The following is a 22,378-nucleotide window of genomic DNA, read 5'->3' on the forward strand; positions in this document are numbered from 1 at the left end:
AACATGATTAAAGGTTTAGCAATTACACCACCAATACTCGGACGGATCAGTATCGGTAAAATGGTGGAAAAGAACGGAAAACGCGTTCCTGAAAAGGATGATCAGTTTACCTTGACCTCCCAAATCCAAAATAAAGAGGGTTGGGTAAAACATCCCTTAGATGAGCAGCTTCGAGCCAAAGCACCCAGTCAAAAACTCCGTAGTATTCCAGTCCGAATGATCTTCAATGATCCTGAACTTAACCTCCGAGCAGAGTACAGCTTATTTGACCGACAAACAGGCCGTCCTGTATGTGTGGGTAATGGTGAAACATGTCAACGACTCACCAATCAAGGTGTAGAACAACATTCCTGCCCATCACCTGATCTATGTTCATTGGCACAAGGAGGACTGTGCAAACCATATGGTCGACTGTACGTGAATTTAGATGAATCAGATGAACTTGGCACCTTCATCTTTAGAACCACGGGTTTCAATAGTATTCGGACTTTGGCAGCAAGACTCAGTTATTACCACGCAGCATCCAATGGTTTGTTGTCATGTTTGCCATTGCAACTCACTTTAAGAGGTAAAAGCACCACACAAAGCTATCGTACGCCTGTGTATTACGTGGATTTAACGCTCAGGGATGGTATGCATTTACAGGATGCGATTCAAACAGCACAGCAGATAGACCAACAGAGTAAGGCAATAGGATTTAACCAACAAGCATTGGATCAGATGGCACGGCAGGGTTATGGCAATGCACAGTTTGAGGTGAATGCTGAAGAGGGATTGGATTTGGTGGAAGAGTTTTATACGGATGAGGTTGTGGAAACTGAGCAAATACAGGTTGACTCAAAAGTCAAAGCAAAGCCTAAGCTTCATCAAGGGCAAGACTTTGTGCAGGATATTCAGAAGGGATTGCAGGGGAGTGTGAGGGCTGTGAATTAAAAATAGCTAAATATTTGAATAAAGTTATAACTAGAATTAAAGCGACATCAAATGTCGCTAAATCTTAATTACGAAGACATTATTGATGAGTTTGGTGATAGTGTTAAGTAATAAATCACCGTGAGTTAAATACAATGAAAAGAGATTGGGATGTAATACGTAATTTGTTAATAAGTATAGAGACATTAACTTATTCAGATAGTTTTGATCTCGATACTCATGAACTTGATGATCCACAAGAAAAAATAAAATTGGAGATGGCGGACTTATTACTCGCTAAAGGTTTCTTTACTGGAGAACGGGTACCATATCTTGATGGTGGATTAGGTTTATATAATTTAAAGCTTACTTGGGATGGACATGAATTATTAGATACGCTTAGAGATCAGAATGTTTGGAACCGGATTAAAGAAATTTCTAAAGAAAAGGGTGTCGATCTAACTTTCGAATCTATTAAGGTTATGCTTAGTTTAGCACTCAGTAGCTTATTGGTTTAAGTTATATTAGATTATGAAAAATATTAAATTTGTATAAATCTAAATGTGTTGTATGTATAATTATTAAGCTTTTTTTTGGATTTGGTATTGCTTTTTTAAATTCATTTAACTAACAGTGATTTAAGTAAAGTGTGTTCTTTAAAAATAAGAAAAATAGTAGAATACTACGTGGATAAATAATTATCTAAATTTTGTCAATATCACATGGAGGAATTAAGCATGGCTATCTCAGCTTCGCAAGTGCTTGCATTAGTCGAAAGTCATGCAGAGGGTGATGATCATCGTTTTTATACTACAGTTCTGCAAATGGCAGCAAAAGAAGCAAGAGCAGGGCATAATAAAATAGCTCAGGATTTATCAGATAAAGTAAAAAAATATCAATTTAAGAAAAAAGTACATACAAATCGCTATGAGCAGGGCCTATCTACTGATAAGGACTTGCAGGGGCTTATTGAATTATATTTACCTCATCATCGTATGAGTGAACTCTTTTTAAATAACCAAACTAAGACTAGATTGAATTTGATTATAAAAGAGCATAGACAAAAAGATAATTTAAAAAAATATGAGCTTTCTCCTAGAAAAAAATTGTTATTTGTTGGACCACCAGGTACAGGGAAAACATTATCAGCATCCGTTTTAGCATCTGAGTTGAGATTACCACTATATAAAATTGTATTAGAATCTGTAATTTCAAAATATATGGGTGATACAGCGACACACCTCAAAACTATCTTTAATTTCATAAATCATAATCATGGTGTTTATCTTTTTGATGAGTTCGATGCGATTGGTTCTAATAGAACAGCAAAAAATGATGTAGGTGAGAGTCGTAGAATATTAAACTCTTTTTTAATCTTGTTAGAGCAACTTCAATCTGAAAGTATAGTTGTGGCAGCAACAAATCATCCTCAACTTTTAGATAGTGCATTAAATAGACGGTTTGATGATATAATATCCTTCGAATTACCAACTTTTGATGAAGTGAAAAGTTATTTAGAAAATAGAATCTCAATATTTCCTGATACTAAACTTGATTGGAAAACAGTAGTGGGTTTTACTTCGAATTTAAGTTTAGGGGACATAGAGAAAGCATTCGATGATGGCGCTAAAGATGCAATTTTTAATAATCAGGGGATCATTACTACTGAATATATTTGTAATTCATTAAGGCGGCGGAAAGAAAACAAAATGGAATAATTAATGAGTTTAGAGCATATTTACCTAGAATACTTTACTACAAATCAGGCATATAAGACAAAAGTAGGAGGAGGTAGCAGTAGAAAGTTGCGTAGTCGGAACCATACAACCCATGGTGTGTTTCTTCTAGAAAGTATAAGTTCTGCTTTTCAACGCTTTAGTGAGGTACGAAGTGCTTCAACAATAAGCCCTTTGTTAAATCAAGATGATGGAGTCTATTTAGAAATTTATGGTGATAAGAATTCACCATTTCCAATTGAATCTTTAGATAATACCCAAATTCACTTCAGGAATATTCGTGAATCTGAAAGTGATAATAATTTAATGGCTACAGTCTTTATTCCAATGGATCAAAGACAAAAATTTATAAAAAAAATAGAAAAGTATATTGAAACAGCTGATACTGATAGGCCTAAAAACTATATTTTAATAAATTCAATTGATCATATACGTTTAGCAACTTTAAAATCATTTTGGACAGATAAAAGAGATTTCCCAGAAAATATTGTTGAACCTATTTGGTTTGAATTATGGCTTCAGAATGATCTAATTGATGATGAAATAATAGGAAGGTTCTGTCGTGCAACAAATGCAGAGTTTAAGGGGCAGAAAATTGATTTGCCAAATACCAGTATTATTTTAGTAAAAGCATCAGTTCAAGGTTTAGAAAAATCACTATTTCTAATTTCAAGTTTATTAGAAATGAAGTATCCGACGACCACTGCAAATGATTTTTTAGATTTAGAACCTGCTGAGCATAATGATTGGATCGATGATTTAGAATCAAGGGTATCAAGTTCAAACTCTTATGATATTCGAATCACTATACTTGATACTGGAATTAATTTTAATCATAAATTGCTAAGTCCATTTATCTCAAAAAATAGTAGTTCTTCTTATGGCGATGATATTGTGGGCACTTGGCCACTGTATTCTATTTTAGGGAATCACCATCATCATGGTTCATTACAGGCTGGTCTAGCTATATATGGAAATTTGGTGGGCTGTTTAGAAAGTACTGATCCTATATGTGTAAACTATTCTCTGGAATCAGGGCGAATATTGCCAGAATATGGTAATAATGACCCGTTACTATATGGATATGTGACGAAGAGTGTTTGTTTGGATTTAGAGATTAGGCAGCCTAACGCTAAAAGAATCTATAGTCTAGCCGTCACAGCAGAACCTACGGAGGGAAAACCGTCTTCATGGTCTGCTTCAATTGATAATTTTGCTTATGAAGAATCTAAAAGATTATTTGTAATTTCTGCTGGAAATAATCCTGAAATTTCATCAAGTTTAGACGCGTGGGATAATGCAAATCTTAGTAAAATACAAGATCCAGCTCAGGCATGGAATGCCATTACAGTTGGGGCTTACACTGAATTATATAGTCTAAAAAATACTACTTATGCTGGATGGAGAGTATTTAGTGATATTGGAGAGGTGAGTCCAGCAACTTCAAGTTCGGTAAGATGGATATGGGGAAAAAATAGTCCTATTAAACCAGAAGTAGTATTCGAGGGTGGAAATTATGCGATCTCACCTTGTGGAACAGATTATGATTATCCAGAGGATCTTTTGTTATTAACAACTTCTGGAGTAAGAAATGATTTGACTGTTCATAAAGATACTAGTGCTGCAACTGCGTTAGCAAGTAAATTCTTAGCAGAGATAACTCAAAAATATTCAGATTACTGGCCCGAAACACTAAGAGGTTTATTGATTCATTCAGCAGAATGGAATGATAAAATGAGAGACTATGCTGCTAGGACAAATGTTATGGTAGCTTTACGGACATTTGGTTATGGTGTTCCTCATTTACAGAAAGCATTGAATAGCCAAACTAATTCAGCAACCATAATTATTGAGCGTGAGATAAATATACTCAAAATTGACGAAGATGGGGAAATTAGATTTGATGAGTTACATCACCATAAAGTGCCTTTACCAAAAGAGTTGATTTTGAGGGCTGCAGTAGAAAATCCAAATTCATTAGGGCGTTTGAAAGTTACTCTTTCGTATTTCATTGAGCCTAATCCAACAAGTAATAAATATGCTACTAAGTATGCATATAGATCATTTGGTTTAGGTTTTAATGTAAAAAGCCCTTCACAAAGTGAAGAAAACTTTTTAGCAACTATTAATAGTCTAGCAGTTGATGAAAATTATACAGGTTCTCAGAACTCTTATGATGGGTGGTCATTTAAAGATGATCTTCGACGATTAGGTTCAATTCATTCTGACTCTTGGGAGGGGACTATTGCAGATCTTGTTTCAATGGATACTATAGTAGTGTTTCCTATTTACGGGTGGTGGAAGAACACCAAGTTTGTAAGAGAAGATTATAAAGTAAGATATAGTTTAATAATAAGTGTGGAAAGTGATTCTGATATTGATATCTATAATGGTATACAGAGCCTTATTGCTGTCGAGCAGCAAGCATCAACTTTAATTTCTATTGAAGCCTAAGATTTCTTAAATGATAAAGTAAAGGTATTATGGGACTTTACTTTATCATCTTATTAGTAATTAAAAATAATTGAACATTTTATATAGTTTTTTATTTTAAATTATATAAAATTACGCCAAATTTACACCTGAATAATTTTTATTCATTTTATTCTATTGATTTTTATTAATATTTTTTATTTTTAGGTCCAATCCATCATCGGGGCAACACTGATTCGCGGAGATTGAGTGTTTTCAATGTTTTTGTTAATAGTCATTAAAAATCATACCTTTAATCTGTATTTCGCAACCTGCGAGAATCTATGTAAACCTATATTTAGGTGGGTGAGTCAGTTTGGATTTACACCATAATCAAAACAAGCTGTGGTGTAAATTATAGGATCAATGACAGCAAGGAAAGGCACGGATAATAAATTGAACTATCGTGCTACGATCCGAATCAATATCGGAAGAGCTTTCCTACTTTTTTGAAAATGATAGATTTCATTCAAAAACATGGGTTGAAAACTTCGTTAAGAAACGAGAGGTCGAAATTTAAAAACATCCTGATATTTTGCTTGGCAAAGAAAAGCTGATTGATTTGACTTGATCAGATGCCATAGGTAAATATTGGGATGAAGTCAGGAGCGATTACGAAGAACGAAACGCTATTCTTTGCTCTTAATCAAGAAGCTGCCAATCGCGCGCAATATTATCACAAAAATAAAATCTGTACATTTCGTTGAGTAGGTTGCTTTAAGAAAGGGAGACATTCTTAAATGGAACCTATTGCGACTAGTACTCAGTAATATGAGCTTTTATATGTTCGTACTGTACTTTCTTATGTCGTTATTATGTGGGAGCGTAGAACGCTATTTCTGAGAATGAAAATGCGAGTCAACAATTTGAATAACTGATTCAAGCCAAGAAGTAGATGGCAGAACGGACAATATGTAAAGTGGGTTCAGTAATGTTGAAAAGTATGAGACTTCTCGCAGTTTAAATAGCAAGGCTTTAGTCAAATCATACCCTGAATATTTCAGTCAAGTTTCACGTCAAAACAGGATTCAAGGTATTTGAATATCTATATTGATCTTGATTAAAACAGATTTAGCCTAAGTAGAATACAAAATTCCACATCAAAAATTCCATGCCTGTGTATGAGATTTTTGACATCTATTTAATTTTATTCAATCGATTACCATTCTTTTGGGTGGTTTTTATCTGTTTAAAATTTGATATTTTCTAAAAAACCATGTCCCGTGCCAGATAGGTCAATATTCTAAAATGTCACTCAAATGGAATGAGTATATTCAGGATATCTTGCATCAATATGGGCTAGGCAACATCACATCTGGATGATGAATATGGCAATAAGTTGATAATGCGTTTTTTGTGTAGTCAAAATCTCGATCAGTTTTTATCGCAAAGCAGAATTCTTGATGAATTCAACGTTATACGCTAGCCAGCTTTATCGACTACGTCGATTTAATTCATTTCAGTACCTTTAAGATTATCGCAGGTTTAGGGATGACAAGATGCGCATAATACCGATACAGGCAGCTTCCCCGCGGCTAAGAACAATACAAGTACAGGGGCAAACCTACCGTTACCATGTGATGGTTAAACCCTCAGGTGCACAGTGTAATTTGGACTGCAGTTATTGCTTTTATTTGCATAAGCAAGACATGTTACATCAACCAAAAACTCCACGTATGGCAGAGTCCATGCTTGAGTTACACATTAAGCAATACATAGAAGCTCAAACAGGCAACGAAGTAGTCTTTAGCTGGCAGGGTGGCGAACCAACCTTAATGGGCTTAGGCTTCTTCCAACGTATGGTCGAATTACAAAAAAAATATGCTAAACCCCATCAAACGATCGAAAATGACTTACAAACCAATGGCATCCTACTAGACGAAAACTGGTGTGTTTTTCTGAAGAAAAACAATTTTCTGGTGGGATTATCCATAGATGGCCCCGCAGACCTGCATGACATCCATCGCTACAACAAAGGGGGCAAACCAACACATGCCAAAGTCATGCACGCAGCGCAATTACTCCATCAACACCATGTACTGTTTAATGCCTTGTGTGTGGTGAATCGAGACAACAGTAAAAAACCGCTAGAGGTTTACCATTTCCTACGAGACCAAGTACAACCCCACATGATCCAGTTCATTCCGGGTATGGAAAGCGCGCAATTCCAACAAACAGCCCCCGGACACTGGAACCCGAAAGCCCTACCGAAACTCGGTAGTTCGGCAGCACAGCCAGGTACAACCGATTCCGTAGTAACGGATTGGTCGATTGCCGCGGACGACTGGGGCATATTTCTTTCCACCGTATGGCAAGATTGGTTAGCGCATGATTTTGGACAAGTATTTATCGACCAGTTCGAAAATGTGATTTCCATGATGTTCGGCTATGGTGCACAGAAATGCGTGTCTGGACAAATCTGTGGCAAATCCTTGGCGATAGAACACAATGGTGACCTATTTTCCTGTGACCACTTTGTTTATCCAGAATACAAGCTGGGCAATATCCAAGAGATTCATCAAGGTGATTTAGTCTTTTCAGAACGACAAAAGAAATTCGCCTATGCGAAGTCAAATAGCTTACCTGAATACTGCAAAAAATGTCCGTATCTTCAACTATGTTGGGGAGATTGTCCGAAAGACCGTTTCTTAAAAACGCCAGAAGGAGAAGTGGGCCTTCATTACCTATGTTCAGGCTTAAAGAAATTTTTTCATATCGCAACGACATCGAAGCATGACATTACGCAACGTTTACAACCACATTAAAAAAACTGTTGTAACTCATGGGGCAGGATTTAGCCCTTATATGCTGAATCATCAAATCGTTGTCTGCACAAAACGGTTTGAAAATATGTTTTTAGTTCCAAAAAACTGTTAAGGAAAACACATGCGTAAAAATATTATTTCACGTTGTATCGCTTTGGCTGGTGGAGCTTTGCTTTCCACAGCTCTTATGGCAAAACCACCCAATATTTTGGTGATTATGTCGGATGATGTCGGCTTTACCAACGTCAGTGCTTATAGTCATGGTGTCATGGGTTATAACACGCCAAATATTGATCGAATTGCCAAAGAAGGCATTATGTTTACCGATCATTATGCTCAACCCAGTTCAACTGCAGGCCGTGCAGCATTTATTACAGGACAATATCCAATTCGTTCAGGATTGACCACTGTGGGGCGTCCGGGCTCACCTTTAGGCATTAAACCAGAAACCCCGACGCTGGCAGAAGTACTTAAGCCATTAGGTTATATGAATGGTCAGTTTGGTAAAAATCACTTAGGTGATCGCAATGAACATTTACCAACTGTGCATGGTTTTGATGAGTTCTACGGTAATTTGTACCACCTCAATACAGAAGAGACTTTTGAGCAATTTGACTATCCTAAAGATCCTGAATTTCGTAAAAAGTTTGGCACACGTGGCGTACTCCATTGTTATGCAACAAGCACAGAGGATGAAACGACCGATCCACGTTTTGGCAAAATGGGTAAGCAAAAATGTGAAGATACAGGGGAGCTTTCACGTAAGCGGATGGAAACCGTGGACGATGAATTCATTGCAGCCAGTGTTGACTTCATGAAGCGGAGTAAGAAAGCAGACAAACCATTTTTTGTGTGGTTAAACCCAAGTCGTATGCATATGTTTACCCATTTACGTGAGTCCCATCGTCTTTTGGCTGCGAAAGCAACATCTGAAGAAGATATGTATGGCAGCGGCATGATTGAACATGACATGCAAGTTGGTCAACTCTTGGATGATATGAAGAAGATGGGTGTGCTAGATAACACCATCATTATCTATACCACCGATAATGGTCCTGAGCATAGTGCCAAAAATCATGGTGGGACTACACCATTCCGTGGAGAAAAAATGACCACTTATGAGGGTGGTGTACGTGTACCGATGATGATTCGTTGGCCTGGGCATATTCCTGCAGGACAGGTGAAAACGGGTATTCAAGCCAATATGGATTTGTTCACCACTTTGGCAACGATTGCGGGTGATTCAAATGTTGTAGAGGAAATGAAAACCAATCGTAAACAATATATTGATGGTTTAAATAACCTCGATTACTGGACTGGTAAGTCTGCCGAAAGTAAGCGTAATAATTTCCTGTATTACCATGAGTCAACGCTGCGTGCTGTTCGAATTAATCAGTGGAAGATTCATTTAGAAACCAGTGAAACTTATTATGATGGTTATCAAAAACAAAAGATTCCATTGGTTTTCAACCTGCGTCAGGACCCGTATGAGTCGTTTGACAGCACGACTGACCGCTCTGAAATCGCTCAGAAAAAATTATGGCTGGGTGAACCTGTAGAGGCATTGATTGGTGAACATATTAAATCTTTGATAGATTATCCACCTGTGCAAAAAGCCACAACACTTGAGTTCAGTAAATTGGTTGAAAATTTACTGTCACAGAAAAAATAAACACCATTGATTGAGATCAAAACAGTCCAGTTTTCTGGGCTGTTTTTTTTTGGGATGTTGCATCCTTTTAAATCCATTTTTTTGAACGCATCAATACTCGTTTTTTGATTGAGCACTGTCTTCAAATTGGTTATGTTAAATAGAAGATAACAATAAAGAAATGGAGACGGACATGTTAGTACTCGAAGAGATATTTAAGAATAAAAAAGCAGAGCATTCCGAAGCCTTTAATTTACGACTACATCGTGGGATAAGTTGGTTTAAAAAAGCAATGCTGCTTGATGATGATTTGGATTTAAAATTTATCAGTTTATGGATTTCGTTTAATGCCATTTATGCACGTGAAGGTACTGCATTACAACCGCAACAAAGTGTGAAGCAATTTTTAACCACGGTGAGTCAGTTAGACCATGAGCGTAAGGTTGAATATGTATTTGAGCATAAAGCTAAGCAAACTCTTCATTTAATCTTAGATAATCCTTATATTTATCAAGGATTCTGGGATTATCATAATCATAAAATCAGCCAAGTATCTTGGAAAACTGAATTTGAAGCTGAGCAGCGTGTCGTGCATCAAGCCCTACATAGTAGAAAAACTGCCGAGATTTTATCCTTTCTTTTTGCTCGCCTAAATACCTTACGTAATCAAGTTTTGCAGGGTGGAGTCAGTTATAACAGTGTAGTAAATCGACGTTATATTGCTGATGGTTGTAGTATTTTGTCGATACTGATTCCGATCTTTATGTATATCTTACTGGAAAATGCAGAACAGTTAGATACAGAGAAACCCTTCTATCCTGTTATGCAGGTCTCCTAATGAGATTGTATCGCGTGAGTTGACATTATCTATAACGATATGGCCAACTCATGCAAATGGCTTAAGGCTGAAAGGTTTCATGTGGACTGAGTGGTTTGTTATAGCTAAGCAAGTCAATCAGTGCAAAGATAGCAGCGGCGATCACCAACAAGATGCCGACCAGACAACTCATGCTCCAGCCTCCATGATGCCAAGCATAAACGCCTAATGCTGAACCACAGGCCCCGCCAATAAAATACATGGTCATATAAATGGAGTTAATGCGAGATTTAGCATCTGGACGAATGCGGAAAATAATATTCTGATTACTACTATGCACCACAGCTAAGCCTAAATTAATTAAGCCATAACCTAAAATATAACTGACGAGGCTATGTCCACCTACATACAGAAAGTACCAACTGACAGCCATAATCGCACAACCTGACCAAGTGAGCACAGTGGTATAGCCCTGATCTGCTAATTTGCCAACATATTGTGTGGACAATGCTCCAAATACGCCAATCAGTGGAATGACCCCAACCAGTACATCGGGGAGTTGATAGGTTTTAGAGGTCAGCAACAACGCGATGGTTGAAAATAAAATGCTCATGGCGGCAAAGACAAAGCCACCAATTAAAGAGCGTAAGATAAGACGACGTTCTTGCTTTAATAATAGCCCCATCGACTTAAAGACTTGTGGGTAGCTCATTTTAAAAGACATCACATAAGGTAAACGTGACTTCAGTAAAAAAGCCAAGATTAAGGTAAAAATACCGCTTAGTGCATAAATCAGTTTCCAGTGAAATAGGTTGGACACGAGCCCCGCTAAACTGGTTGAAAGTAATAAGCCGACCAATAAACCACTCATAAGGAAACCAATGACTTCACCTGTTTTTTCAGGTTTTACCGCCATGGTTGCTAAAGGGATCAATACTTGGGCGGCAACGGAAAATAATCCGACGATACTGGTACCTAACCACAGCATTGGTAGGTTGATGGCAAAGGCACAAATAAATAAACCGATTGCCGCGAAGAACATGAGCAACGGAATAAATTTGGTTTTATTGACCATGTCGCCAATCGGAACAATCAGCAATAACCCCAGCGCATAAGACACTTGGGCAAAAGTAACGGTTAAGGCCACTTGTGACTCAGGCACATTAAAATATTGTTGAATTGAATGGATGAGGGGTTGGCAATAATAGTTTGCGCCTGCACAAAGACCACAAGCAACTGCCATGAGCCACAGTAGCGGTTTGTCTTGGCTAATATCACGTGGAGAAGTCATAAAGTTCCTTGGCTTGTTCGGTTAATTGCAATAAGCGGTTGCTTCAATTTCAATCAGCATTCCTGGTATGGCAAGACACGGAACAGGAATCAGTGTGCAAGCGGGAAAGTTATGTTCTTTCCAGCGCTTTTGTATTTCCTGAATTAAAAACTGATGTTTCTTGGGGCTATGGTCAACCACTAGAACTCTTAAAACAGCAATATCTAAAAATGAAGCATCGGCATGTGCAAGTGCATGCTCTAAATTGGTCATGGCTTGACACAATTGCTCTGCAAAATCTTGAGATAAATGTCCTCGTTGGTTTTCACCACCTTGTCCTGAAATGTGAAGTATACGTGAAAAGTGTCTAACTTCAGCCATGTGACTATAGGCAAAAGGGCGCGGATTATAAAGTTTTTTGGGGTTACTTAATTCAAATGGTGCAGGAGATGCGGCATGTTGCATAAAAAATTCTACCTATGATTGATTTTTGTTAGTATCAAAGCTCAAGTTAACTTGAGGTCAAGCGTTTATGGAAGAAAATCAGCAAATAATGCCATCGGCACAGCAGTGGTTGAGTATTGGTGATTTGGCAAAACGCAGTGATGTTAGTGTTGCTGCTTTACGTTTTTATGAAGAAAAAGAACTGATTTGGAGTGCGCGAACTTCGGGCAATCAACGCCGTTATCAGCGTTCTATGTTAAGACGTATTGCCATTATTAAAGCAGCACAGCAAGTCGGCATTTCATTGCAACAAGTGAAAGTTGCCTTTTCAGCATTACCGAAACAAGGAAATGCCACCAAGCAAGATTGGCAGCAAATGTCACAGCAATGGCAAACCCAGTTAGATCAGCAGATTGTGCATTTATTACAACTGCGACAACAATTGGATTGGTGTATTGGGTGTGGTTGTTTATCCTTAGAGCAATGTCCGCTGCGTAACCCGAATGATGTGCTGGCGGAAACCTCAGCAGGGGCGCACTTTCACGAGCTATTATTGAAGATGAATAGTGAAAATACAGAATGCTCCCTTTCTCCAAAAGACGAAGCTTTTCAGTGAAAACCTTGCACGATTACTGATGTTAGCAGGTATTAGTTGGCAAGCTTTTTCTTGGATAAGGTAATCATCATAATTCCGACAATATTGAGTAAACAACCGATCCATTGCCAAAAATTCAAATGTTCATTTAAAAAAGCGACTGCCAATAAAATGGTCAGGATAGGGCCAACCGATGCAATCATGGCGGATTGAGCTGCCCCAAGCCGTGCAATACTTTGCATCAGGAGTACAGTCGGAACGACGGTGACAAAGAAGCCCAGTGCCAGACCATACCAAAGTACCCCAACAGGAAGTTGTTGCACCAATAATAGAGGATGAGGAGTGACCCAAAAAAATTGTACCAGTGTGCCAAGGCAAGCGGTTGTTAAAGCCAGACCTGTAAAATTCCATGAGCCAAATTTTTGAATCAGCGGGGGCGTTAGTAATAGATAGGCAGCAAAGGCGATTGCACTGGCAAACACAAGGCTTGCACCCAGCCAGAAATGTTCTTGAACAGGCGCATGTTGTTGCTCCTGAAGCATCACCAAAACAGTCCCTCCGTAACTAAGCACAATGGCGAGCATACTTTTGACCGAAAGTTTTTGGCGATACAGCACACAAGAAGCCAATACAGTTAAAGTAGGGTAGAGGAATAAGATAATGCGTTCTAAAGACGCACTGATATACATTAAACCTAAAAAGTCCAACCAACTGGCAAAGTAGTACCCCATCAGGCCTGCCACCATGAGCAGCCCCCAATCTTTTGCCTGTAAGCTTTTGCTCTTTTCTCGATTGAACCAACAGATCAGTAGAAAAAACGGTAAGGCACAAGCCATTCGAAGCGCCATCAAGAGTGTGGCATCTACCAAAGGTGATAAGGCATAAGCTTGTTTAATAAAAATCGCTTTGCTACTGAATAAAAATGCCGCACCAATCGCAAACAAACTGCCAAGTTGGGTGCGAGATAAAGAGAGATTCATGAAATATAACTTTTTAAAAAGATAGGATGGCTACCGATATGCAGTATAGGCTTTTGGGCTGAAAGTGAAAAATGCAAAAAAATGATCAATCCTCATACTCTTTGGAATGAAAAGACAAAAATACATAGGATAAAGTTATATAAATACATGGCTGTTTTTGCTTCAGAATTGCATAAATATCCAAATACTTTTGCTTTAGTGAGAACTTTCTATGGATACATTTGGATTTTGATTGAGCTGAAAAGAAGATTTTAACGCAATGTGAATAATAAATGACCTAAAACAGTGCAAAATATGTCGAATGAAACATATTGCATCATCAGATTAAATGATTTGAAAAGTTTTTTTGAATTAAATTTTCTGCATTATCCGACTTTGGTCATATTTCATATTTATATTAAGAATGAGAAAGCACGAAGGGAAAGCTGCATTTATAAAGAGTCTAATGAAGAGACAAAATTTGAAAATTTCTGCTTAGAATTTATGCCATTAAAAAGGTTCGAGATTGACCAAATTGTCATCTCAGTCAATTTTGCAGAGAAAAACTTAAAAATACCTGAAATTTGTATAGTCTCAGGACGATTTTCTTCACAGGGGATGAACAGGAAATTTTGTCAGAAAAACCACTTGTTGTGGTCTAACGCTTATGCTTTTAAAAAAACAAACAAGATTCTGACCCATGAAATAAAACACGAGCCAATTGAACACAGACTCGGTTTTGCAATGTGCTGGGCAAAACCGACGAATGATATATCGAATAATTATTTTTATGAATCATCAGTTCAAAATGAGGGTATTTATTAAATAAATATTGGGTGGTAATTTAAAAAAGTTCAATTAGAATCCAAAATTCAACAAGAACACATCCAGAGGGAACATCGTTTCTAACGGTGTTTACTAGAGAAATTTAGCTTGAGGAACGCTCATGCAGATCGGAATCCCTACCGAAACTGTCGTCGGTGAAAATCGTGTAGCTGCTACGCCAGAGACAGTAAAGAAATTGATCAACGCTGGTCATAGTGTGGTCATTCAACGTGGCGCTGGTGTAAAGGCGGCTTATATTGACAGTGCTTATGAACAAGTCGGTGCTAAGATTACAGATGATGCCTATGTGGGCAGTCAGATGATTTTGAAAGTTCGCGCTCCTAAAGGTGAGGAAATTCAAAAGTTAGAGCCAAACACCACTGTAGTTGCAATGTTTGACCCTTACCGCAATACCGAACTAGATCAATTTGCATCGCAAAACGTGTCTGCATTTGCATTGGAATTATTGCCTCGTACTTTATCTCGTGCGCAAAACATGGATGTATTGTCTTCTCAAGCTAACCTTGCAGGTTATAAATCTGTACTTTTGGCGGCGGCAGAATATCAACGTATGTTCCCAATGTTAATGACCGCTGCGGGTACGGTTAAACCAGCTCGTATCGTGATCATGGGTGTAGGGGTTGCGGGTTTACAAGCGATTGCGACTGCAAAACGCTTAGGTGCGGTTGTGGAAGCGACCGATTTGCGCCCAACTGCAAAAGACCAAGTAGAGTCTTTAGGCGGTAAATGGTTAGACGTACCAATGTCTGATGAAGAAAAGCAAAAAGCTGCAGATGCTGCCAAGAATGGTTATGGCTGGATGCCGGGTGAGCAATACATTAAAGACCAAGCTGCGATTGTCGATAAAGCGGTTTCTAATGCCGATATTGTGATTACAACTGCACTCTTACCAGGTCGTGATGCACCGCGTCTTATCCGTGCCGAAACTGTTGCCAAAATGAAACCAGGCTCTGTCATTTTAGATATGGCAGTTGAAACTGGTGGTAACGTTGAAGGTTCTAAAGTTGGTGAGACAGTGATGACTGAAAATGGTGTGAAAATTTTGGGTGTCCCAAATATTCCATCTACAGTGTCGACTGAAGCTTCAGCACTTTATGCACGTAACGTTTTCAATTTTGTCGAAACATTGTTTGATAAAGACAAAAATTTTGTCTTAAATCAAGAAGATGAAATTCAAAAAGCCCTATTGGTCACTCATGGCAGCCAAGTGCTGTTGAAGCGTGCGTAAGGAGATTTTTCATGGTTGAAACAATTACTATTTTTGTCCTTGCCATCTTCGTAGGTTATTACGTGGTGTGGGGCGTAACACCAGCATTACATACCCCGCTTATGGCAGTAACCAATGCGTTGTCATCGATCATCGTGGTGGGTGCAATGATTCAAACTGTGGGGATTCCTGCAATTGGTGTTGATGCGAATGTTGCATTCCAAAGTGTAAATGTTGTGAGCATTCTTGGTGCAATTGCCGTGTTCTTGGCAAGTATCAATATTTTCGGTGGCTTCGCAGTAACCGCACGTATGCTTGAAATGTTTAAGCCAAAGCAAAAGAAAAAAGAGGGCTAATATATGGAATTTATTCGAGACTATGCGGATTGGTTCTACCTGATTGGTGCTGTCCTCTTTATTTTAACGTTACGTGGTTTGTCTGGTCCAAAAACAGCGATTCAAGGTAACCGTTATGGCATGATCGCAATGGCGATTGCTGTTGTGACCACCTTCTTTGTGGCCGACCATCCTGTGATTTGGATGATTGGTGGTGCGATGGTACTCGGTGCAGTCGTAGGTATTGCTCGTGCACGTACCGTTCCAATGACACAAATGCCAGAAACAGTGGCATTAATGCACTCATTGGTGGGTCTGGCGGCGGTATTGATTGCGATTGCTGCAATCTTGCATAACAACCAATTAACAGCATTGTTTGCTGAAAATGAAGCTGCTTTAACGGCTGCGGGTGTACAGCATGCTCACATGAGCAAAGTTCATTTATTTGAATTGTTCGTGGGTTGTTTTGTGGGTGCGATCACATTTACCGCATCAGTATTTGCATATGGTAAGTTGGCTGCGAAAAAGTGGGCAAAAACCATTTCTGGTACATGGGTTAAACCTGTACAGGCTCTCATTTTCATTGCAATGTTGGCGTGTGGTATCTACTTCTTTACAACGGGTAACATGGCTGCATTCTGGGCGATGACAGCACTTGCACTTGCATTCGGTTGGGTGTGGATTGCACCAGTCGGTGGTGGCGATATGCCAGTTGTGGTTTCGCTATTGAACTCATTCTCTGGTTGGGCTGCGGCAGGTATTGGTTTTACGCTTGAAAACAATATGTTGATCGTTGCAGGTTCATTGGTTGGTTCTTCTGGTGCGATTCTGTCTTACATCATGTGTAAAGCGATGAACCGTTCAATCATCAACGTATTGTTTGGTGGTGCGATGGGTGGTGCAGCAGTTGTATCAGCAGACAAAGGTGAACAAGTTCAACGTAACCATCGTTCTGGTTCGGCAGATGACGCAGGCTTCTTAATGTCAAATGCGGACAGCGTGGTGATTGTACCGGGTTATGGTATGGCGCAAGGTCGTGCGCAGAATGCGGTAAAAGAGTTGTGTGAAATCTTGAAAGAACAGGGTGTAAAAGTTCGCTTTGCGATTCACCCAGTTGCAGGTCGTATGCCTGGTCACATGAACGTACTGTTGGCAGAAGCAGATGTGGCGTATGAAGATATCTTGGAGATGGATGAAATCAACTCTGACTTCCCTGCAACTGATGTGGTATTAGTAATCGGTGCGAACGACGTTGTAAACCCTGCGGCAAAAGATGATCCAAGCTCGCCGATTTATGGTATGCCGATTCTTGAAGCTCATAAAGCACGTACGATTATGGTGATCAAACGCTCTATGGCGACAGGTTACGCGGGCTTAGACAATGATTTGTTCTACAATGAAAAAACCATGATGGTCTTCGGTGATGCGAAGAAAGTGGTTGAAGATATGACCAAAGCCATTAATGGTGGCGGACACTAAATGAAAGTCTCAAGTCCCTCTTTTATAAAGAGGGATTTAGGGAGATTAAAACCATCCTTCGGGGTGGTTTTTTTATGCCTGAAATTTAGTCTTCATAGGGTAAGCCTATGATTTATTTTTTATATTAAGTTTTTTGGTAGGAAGGAATGAGGGAGTATTGAGTGCATCATCTACTACTTCTATGGACTAAGTGAAATGTTTAAAACCTTTTGTTTGTAATATTTGTTTGAATAATTTTAGGTACTGGTGTTCTTTGAAATCGATTAAAAAGCGATCAAAATGTAAAGGTAAGTGATTTAAATGACGAAGAGGTTTGATGGTCAGATGTAACTGCGTAGAGATTTATCGGCAGTATAACGCATGTGAATTTATCTGTTTGTATATTCTCTCATGTGATCAAGTTAGGTGCGCCAATCAAGTGCGAGAGGTGACTTATGTTATTTATAGTGAATTATAGTATTCGCCCTGAAAATCGTAATGCCGCAATGGAGCGATTTTTGAAAACAGGAGGAACAGCACCTGCGGGCATAAAAATGTTGGGTCGATGGCATGCCATTGCACAGCTCTCTGGTGTTGCAATTATTGAGGCAAATGATGCTGAGTTGATCCAGCAATGGGTGTTAGAATGGAATGACCTGCTTTGTATGCAGATAGTGCCTGCTTTAGTGGATGAACAAGCAGCACCATTGATGATTGCTGCACTCTCCAAGTAGGGTGTATTGTTATCCTTGATTGATCTGATGAGAACAGTATAGCTTCAAAATTCTCAGTGCGTTTGGATCCGTCTAGGTAGATCTCATTGAGAGTTATCTCGGCATGGGATAGCTCTCAATGCGGGATTCATTGCTCTACGAGGTGGGAGTTGTTTTTGGTATTTTTAACAGTTTAAACATAATAGATACTCAATTTTTCGAATTGTCCTTTTTTAGGAATAAAAGAATAAGCTGCATTTTAGTCGTGCTGCATTTAATTAAAATTATTAATTTTTACTACATGATTTATTTAAATCATTAATTTTAATTCTGTTTTATGAAAGATGTTAGTTGAGCAGTTTTGATAATTGCTATCTGGATTTTACTTTTCAAATAGAACTTTCATTAATATTTTCATAAAGTTATTGCTGAGTTGTTATTTTTTCTAATTTTTATTGAGAAAGATTATTAATAAGTTTAATATTTTTGAATATTCTTTTACTCTTCTATTTTTAAGATTTTATGAAAAAAAATACTCTTTTGGGGTTTATGCCAAGCAGTTTGGCATTGGCAATTTTATCTGTAATTCAACCCGCTTTTGCAGAAGATAATGTACTCCCGACGATTACTTTAACTGCTGCAAATTCACAATCCGATGGTGATGTGCCTACCACTACGCAAAGTTTAAAGTCGGAGCAGCCTTTATTTAAAACAGCAAAATCGGTTTCGGTGGTTACCAAAGAACAAATTGAAAAAAAACAAGCCATGAACTTGACCGATGCCATTCAAGGTGTGGCTGGGGTCATTTCAGCTCCATTGGGTCGCCGTGGTGCAGATGATTTTATTATTCGTGGGCAATTGTCATCCGATGCAATTTATGTCGATGGTTTACGTCAGGCACAAGCCTCGGATTCACCAAGCAATATTACAGGTCTAGAGCGGATTGAGGTGGTGAAAGGTCCAGATTCAATGGATTTTGGGCAAACCGCGCCAGGTGGGATTGTGAATTTGGTGACTAAACGTCCTGTACAGGATGATTTTAATCAGTTGGACTTGCGCTACGGCAGTCATAATTTGCGCCAAATTGGGGTAGATACCAACCATACCATTGAAGGTTCGGATAAAGCGGCATGGCGTTTAAATGCGAATTATTCAGATCAAGATGATGCAACGGATCATGTGTATTTTAAAAACTTTTATATCTCGCCTTCGTATAATTTCGACTTGGGCGATAAGACTGATTTGTCGGTGATTGCGAGTTACAACCATAAAGAATATGTTCGCCAACAGGGTTTACCTGTCTACGGCAGTATTTTGCCAAATAGCAACGGGCAGGTGAGCCGGCATTTATTTATTGGTGAGCCAAGTGTCGATCCATATCTTTCTGACAGCATGCGTATTGGTTATAACCTGAAACATATCTTTGATGATGGTTGGACGTTTAAACAGAATTTTGCGGTACAAAATTCTCGTTTAGATGGGCAAGCAGTGTTTATTAATAAATCTACAGCGAACAGTAGCACCATCACCCGTCAGGGGCGTGATCAGCATTATGATGATATAAATTTCAGTATTGATAATAATATTGCCAAAACAGTCGAACTGGGCAATATGCAGCATCACATTATGTTGGGTTTAGATGGCATGCATGATACCCGTGATATCTGGAACTATAATTGTACGATCACGGCTTTAAATATTTATGCACCTCGTTATACCAATCAGGACTGGTGTGCCACCAAGACCTTACGCAGTGACAGCGTCGAAACAACGTTAAAAACCATGGGGGTATATTTAAAAGACCAAGTGGATATGACGGATCGGTTGAATATCAATCTCGGTTTGCGTCATGATTGGGCATCCATCGATGCTAAAAGTAATTACAATGACAATGAGAGCAGTAAAAGTAGTCAGGCATTTTCGGGCAGTATTGCAGGTTTATATACCTATAATGACTGGATTTCGCCATATGTGAGCTATTCTACTTCATTTTTACCCGTGACTGATGTAGATGTGAATGGGAATGTATTTGACCCTGAAAAAGCCAAACAATATGAAGTGGGCCTTAAGTTTCAGACTTTAGATCAGCGCTTACAAGCCAGTTTGGCATGGTTTGATTTGACCCGTTTTAATGTGGTGTCGAGCGATGCTAATGGAGATAAATATCAGACGGGTGAAGAGAATACTCAGGGTATTGAGACTGAGCTCGCTGTACGGATCTTACCAAATTGGGTGGTGAATGCTAACTATAGCTATTTACCGACTGCGCGTATTGTTGATAACGAAATCAGTAGTTATGAAGGGAAACGCTTAAACAATGTTTCTGAGCAAATGTTTAACCTAAATACACGATATGAATTTAATCAAGGTGCATTACAAGGTTGGTTTGTCGGAGCTGGGGTACGTAGCGAATCGAAAAAGAGCAGTTATAAATACGATTATACTCTTCCAGGCTATGCTTTATTTGATACGGAGATGGGCTATGATGCTGGAACGTGGCAAGCCAGTGTGAATGCGAAAAATATCTTTGATAAGGAATATTATGCTGGTGGTCTAAGTAACAATGTTGTGACCGTGGGGGATGAACGTCAGGTCAATTTTAATGTGCGCTATAAATTTTAATCGTCCACGCTGGTTATCTTAAATAAAAACCACCCTTTGGGGTGGTTTTTTTATGCCTGTTTCCCGTATCGATTTGAACAGTAACCAGGATAGAGAATAAAGCTGTATATGGCTAAGTAAGATAAAAGCACGGTTATGCAGTTCGGTTGGTTCAGCACTTGATAAAAAATATGTGTTGTATTTGGCACTGATTTTGCATTTTTGTGAACAGACTTCGGGGGATGTTCATGAAAAAAATAATTTATCTACTTTTACTAAGTTTATGGGGTGTTACAACAACAGGCTTTGCTGCTGATGCTGTAGCCACGCCAGCACAAAATATCCAAGAAATTCGACTTTCACTGGACAGTGTTTGGGTAGTGATGGGCGGGATCTTGGTATTTTTTATGCAAGCTGGTTTTGCTTTGGTGGAAAGTGGTTCTGTACGTGGCAAAAATACGGTTAATGTCCTGATGAAAAACTACATGGATACATGCTTAGGAGGCTTGATTTTCTGGTTACTTGGCTTTGGCTTAATGTTTGGCATAAATCCTACAGGATGGTTTGGTACCAGTCATTTTGCTCCCAATCATTTGGATGATTGGCATTGGAACTTATTGTTCTTCCAAATGATGTTTGCGGCAACCGCAACCACCATTGCTAGCGGTGCCATGGCAGAACGAATTCACTTTGTTGCCTATGTAGTGAGTGCAGCATTTGTAAGTGGGCTAATTTACCCAGTGTTTGGTAGTTGGGCATGGGGCAGTCTGTTTGAAGGTGAGGGCTGGTTAAAGTCATTGGGTTTTATCGACTTCGCAGGTTCAACCGTGGTGCATTCGATTGGCGGTTGGGTGGCTTTGGCTGGGATTGTCGTTTTAGGTCCACGCTTAGGACGCTTTGGTCGTAATGGACAGTCACATTATTTGGCGGGACATAATGTTCCGTTAGTGGCATTGGGCGGTTTTATTTTATGGTTGGCATGGTTTGGCTTTAATGCAGCTTCGACGATCAATGCGACAGTGAGTATTGGGCGGATTGCCTTGAATACGCACTTGGCCGCTTGTGCAGCCGCCGTTGCTTATATGTTTTATGCATTGCTGCGTGGAAAAGCGATTCTTATCCGTACCACCATTAATGCATCTTTGGGGGGCTTGGTTGCGATTACAGCAGGTTGCGCAACAATGACGCCATTGTTTGCAATTGTGACGGGTTTGGCTGCAGGTCTGGTGGTGAGTGTTGTGCCAGTTTTGATTGAAAAGTTGAAGTTGGATGATGTGGTAGATGCCGTGACGGTACATGGCTTTTGTGGAGCATGGGGAACTATCGCAGCAGGTTTGTTTTATGAAGCCAGTCCATTCAATTCGCAAATTATTTCAATTCAATTTTTAGGTGTGATTGCTGGTTTTGTTTGGGGTTTTGGGGTGGCATTTGTGGTGTTTAAAGTACTTGAAAAAGTATTGGGTAGCTTGCGCGTCAGTAAGCAGCATGAGCAGCGTGGCCTAGACTATACCGAACACGCAGAATTATCTTATCCAGAGTTTCAACGCGATGTAACTTTTGAAACTGATGGTATGACTAAACGTCATTAAGGAGTGCT

18 protein-coding genes and 1 pseudogene are annotated in these 22,378 nt (G+C 39.1%); 16 read left to right on the forward strand and 3 right to left on the reverse strand.

Going from position 1 to position 22,378, the window contains the following annotated elements; all coding sequences use genetic code 11:
* Positions 1-3 precede the first annotated feature (3 nt).
* The 8 genes and pseudogenes from F4W09_RS10855 to F4W09_RS10890 all read left to right on the forward strand — a co-directional run bounded on the left by F4W09_RS10855 (position 4) and on the right by F4W09_RS10890 (position 10,374).
* Positions 4-933, forward strand: a complete 930-nt coding sequence (locus tag F4W09_RS10855) for a recombination directionality factor (RefSeq protein WP_151504815.1) — start codon at positions 4-6, stop codon at positions 931-933.
* A 134-nt stretch (positions 934-1,067) separates the two neighbouring features.
* On the forward strand, positions 1,068-1,430 hold the full coding sequence (locus F4W09_RS10860; RefSeq protein WP_151504816.1) for a DUF2513 domain-containing protein: 363 nt from the start codon (positions 1,068-1,070) through the stop codon (positions 1,428-1,430).
* Positions 1,431-1,649: 219 nt separating this feature from the next.
* Positions 1,650-2,630, forward strand: coding sequence for an AAA family ATPase (locus tag F4W09_RS10865; protein WP_151504817.1), 981 nt, complete (start codon positions 1,650-1,652; stop codon positions 2,628-2,630).
* Positions 2,631-2,633: 3 nt separating this feature from the next.
* Positions 2,634-5,102, forward strand: coding sequence for a S8 family peptidase (locus tag F4W09_RS10870; protein WP_151504818.1), 2,469 nt, complete (start codon positions 2,634-2,636; stop codon positions 5,100-5,102).
* A 375-nt stretch (positions 5,103-5,477) separates the two neighbouring features.
* A pseudogene (locus F4W09_RS10875) lies at positions 5,478-5,887 on the forward strand (integrase); the annotation flags it as partial.
* Positions 5,888-6,619: 732 nt separating this feature from the next.
* Entirely contained in the window at positions 6,620-7,885 is a 1,266-nt protein-coding gene (locus F4W09_RS10880; RefSeq protein ID WP_151504819.1) for an anaerobic sulfatase maturase, read from the forward strand.
* Positions 7,886-8,006: 121 nt separating this feature from the next.
* The gene (locus F4W09_RS10885; RefSeq protein WP_171492426.1) at positions 8,007-9,557 is read left to right on the forward strand and encodes an arylsulfatase; all 1,551 of its coding nucleotides are present in this window, start codon (positions 8,007-8,009) and stop codon (positions 9,555-9,557) included.
* Between the two features lie 172 nt (positions 9,558-9,729).
* Entirely contained in the window at positions 9,730-10,374 is a 645-nt protein-coding gene (locus F4W09_RS10890; RefSeq protein WP_151504820.1) for a HEPN domain-containing protein, read from the forward strand.
* 61 nt (positions 10,375-10,435) lie between these two features.
* Here the strand turns inward: F4W09_RS10890 and F4W09_RS10895 are convergent, their stop codons facing one another.
* Together F4W09_RS10895 and F4W09_RS10900 are read right to left on the reverse strand one after the other, a co-directional pair.
* Entirely contained in the window at positions 10,436-11,644 is a 1,209-nt protein-coding gene (locus F4W09_RS10895; RefSeq protein WP_151504821.1) for an MFS transporter, read from the reverse strand.
* Between the two features lie 21 nt (positions 11,645-11,665).
* Positions 11,666-12,088, reverse strand: a complete 423-nt coding sequence (locus F4W09_RS10900) for a RidA family protein (RefSeq protein WP_016166162.1) — start codon at positions 12,086-12,088, stop codon at positions 11,666-11,668.
* Positions 12,089-12,155: 67 nt separating this feature from the next.
* On the opposite strand from F4W09_RS10900, the gene soxR reads away from it, so the two are divergent.
* The gene (soxR, locus tag F4W09_RS10905; RefSeq protein WP_244948564.1) at positions 12,156-12,683 is read left to right on the forward strand and encodes a redox-sensitive transcriptional activator SoxR; all 528 of its coding nucleotides are present in this window, start codon (positions 12,156-12,158) and stop codon (positions 12,681-12,683) included.
* A 32-nt stretch (positions 12,684-12,715) separates the two neighbouring features.
* Here soxR and F4W09_RS10910 read toward each other — a convergent pair whose 3' ends face one another.
* Complete coding sequence (locus F4W09_RS10910; RefSeq protein WP_151504822.1) at positions 12,716-13,642, reverse strand: DMT family transporter; 927 nt, start codon at positions 13,640-13,642, stop codon at positions 12,716-12,718.
* Between the two features lie 294 nt (positions 13,643-13,936).
* Here F4W09_RS10910 and F4W09_RS17140 point away from each other — a divergent pair, with 294 nt between their 5' ends.
* From F4W09_RS17140 to F4W09_RS10945, 7 genes are all read left to right on the forward strand, one after another.
* On the forward strand, positions 13,937-14,446 hold the full coding sequence (locus tag F4W09_RS17140; protein ID WP_171492427.1) for a hypothetical protein: 510 nt from the start codon (positions 13,937-13,939) through the stop codon (positions 14,444-14,446).
* A gap of 121 nt (positions 14,447-14,567) precedes the next feature.
* Positions 14,568-15,695 carry a Re/Si-specific NAD(P)(+) transhydrogenase subunit alpha gene (locus tag F4W09_RS10920; protein ID WP_016166158.1) on the forward strand — a complete coding sequence of 376 codons (1,128 nt, stop codon included), beginning with the start codon at positions 14,568-14,570 and terminating at the stop codon, positions 15,693-15,695.
* Between the two features lie 11 nt (positions 15,696-15,706).
* Complete coding sequence (locus F4W09_RS10925) at positions 15,707-16,030, forward strand: proton-translocating transhydrogenase family protein (RefSeq protein ID WP_004692331.1); 324 nt, start codon at positions 15,707-15,709, stop codon at positions 16,028-16,030.
* Between the two features lie 3 nt (positions 16,031-16,033).
* On the forward strand, positions 16,034-17,488 hold the full coding sequence (locus F4W09_RS10930) for an NAD(P)(+) transhydrogenase (Re/Si-specific) subunit beta (protein ID WP_151504823.1): 1,455 nt from the start codon (positions 16,034-16,036) through the stop codon (positions 17,486-17,488).
* A 434-nt stretch (positions 17,489-17,922) separates the two neighbouring features.
* Entirely contained in the window at positions 17,923-18,201 is a 279-nt protein-coding gene (locus tag F4W09_RS10935; RefSeq protein ID WP_044738980.1) for a DUF3303 domain-containing protein, read from the forward strand.
* Positions 18,202-18,702: 501 nt separating this feature from the next.
* Positions 18,703-20,802 (forward strand): TonB-dependent siderophore receptor, encoded by a 2,100-nt coding sequence (locus F4W09_RS10940; protein ID WP_151504824.1) that lies wholly within the window; start codon positions 18,703-18,705, stop codon positions 20,800-20,802.
* Between the two features lie 227 nt (positions 20,803-21,029).
* A complete protein-coding gene (locus F4W09_RS10945) occupies positions 21,030-22,370 on the forward strand; it encodes an ammonium transporter (RefSeq protein ID WP_151504825.1) in 1,341 nt (446 codons plus the stop codon).
* Positions 22,371-22,378 lie beyond the last annotated feature (8 nt).

The organism is Acinetobacter tandoii (genome assembly GCF_008867985.1).
GTDB classification, from domain to species: Bacteria; Pseudomonadota; Gammaproteobacteria; order Pseudomonadales; family Moraxellaceae; genus Acinetobacter; species Acinetobacter tandoii.

Bases quoted from the DNA above. Each gene is read 5' to 3' on its own strand.
- F4W09_RS10855 (WP_151504815.1), top strand. From the start codon at position 4: ATGATTAAAGGTTTAGCAATTACACCACCAATACTCGGACGGATCAGT.
- F4W09_RS10860 (WP_151504816.1), top strand. From the start codon at position 1,068: ATGAAAAGAGATTGGGATGTAATACGTAATTTGTTAATAAGTATAGAG.
- F4W09_RS10865 (WP_151504817.1), top strand. From the start codon at position 1,650: ATGGCTATCTCAGCTTCGCAAGTGCTTGCATTAGTCGAAAGTCATGCA.
- F4W09_RS10870 (WP_151504818.1), top strand. From the start codon at position 2,634: ATGAGTTTAGAGCATATTTACCTAGAATACTTTACTACAAATCAGGCA.
- F4W09_RS10880 (WP_151504819.1), top strand. From the start codon at position 6,620: ATGCGCATAATACCGATACAGGCAGCTTCCCCGCGGCTAAGAACAATA.
- F4W09_RS10885 (WP_171492426.1), top strand. From the start codon at position 8,007: ATGCGTAAAAATATTATTTCACGTTGTATCGCTTTGGCTGGTGGAGCT.
- F4W09_RS10890 (WP_151504820.1), top strand. From the start codon at position 9,730: ATGTTAGTACTCGAAGAGATATTTAAGAATAAAAAAGCAGAGCATTCC.
- F4W09_RS10895 (WP_151504821.1), bottom strand. From the start codon at position 11,644: ATGACTTCTCCACGTGATATTAGCCAAGACAAACCGCTACTGTGGCTC.
- F4W09_RS10900 (WP_016166162.1), bottom strand. From the start codon at position 12,088: ATGCAACATGCCGCATCTCCTGCACCATTTGAATTAAGTAACCCCAAA.
- soxR (WP_244948564.1), top strand. From the start codon at position 12,156: ATGGAAGAAAATCAGCAAATAATGCCATCGGCACAGCAGTGGTTGAGT.
- F4W09_RS10910 (WP_151504822.1), bottom strand. From the start codon at position 13,642: ATGAATCTCTCTTTATCTCGCACCCAACTTGGCAGTTTGTTTGCGATT.
- F4W09_RS17140 (WP_171492427.1), top strand. From the start codon at position 13,937: ATGTCGAATGAAACATATTGCATCATCAGATTAAATGATTTGAAAAGT.
- F4W09_RS10920 (WP_016166158.1), top strand. From the start codon at position 14,568: ATGCAGATCGGAATCCCTACCGAAACTGTCGTCGGTGAAAATCGTGTA.
- F4W09_RS10925 (WP_004692331.1), top strand. From the start codon at position 15,707: ATGGTTGAAACAATTACTATTTTTGTCCTTGCCATCTTCGTAGGTTAT.
- F4W09_RS10930 (WP_151504823.1), top strand. From the start codon at position 16,034: ATGGAATTTATTCGAGACTATGCGGATTGGTTCTACCTGATTGGTGCT.
- F4W09_RS10935 (WP_044738980.1), top strand. From the start codon at position 17,923: ATGTTATTTATAGTGAATTATAGTATTCGCCCTGAAAATCGTAATGCC.
- F4W09_RS10940 (WP_151504824.1), top strand. From the start codon at position 18,703: ATGAAAAAAAATACTCTTTTGGGGTTTATGCCAAGCAGTTTGGCATTG.
- F4W09_RS10945 (WP_151504825.1), top strand. From the start codon at position 21,030: ATGAAAAAAATAATTTATCTACTTTTACTAAGTTTATGGGGTGTTACA.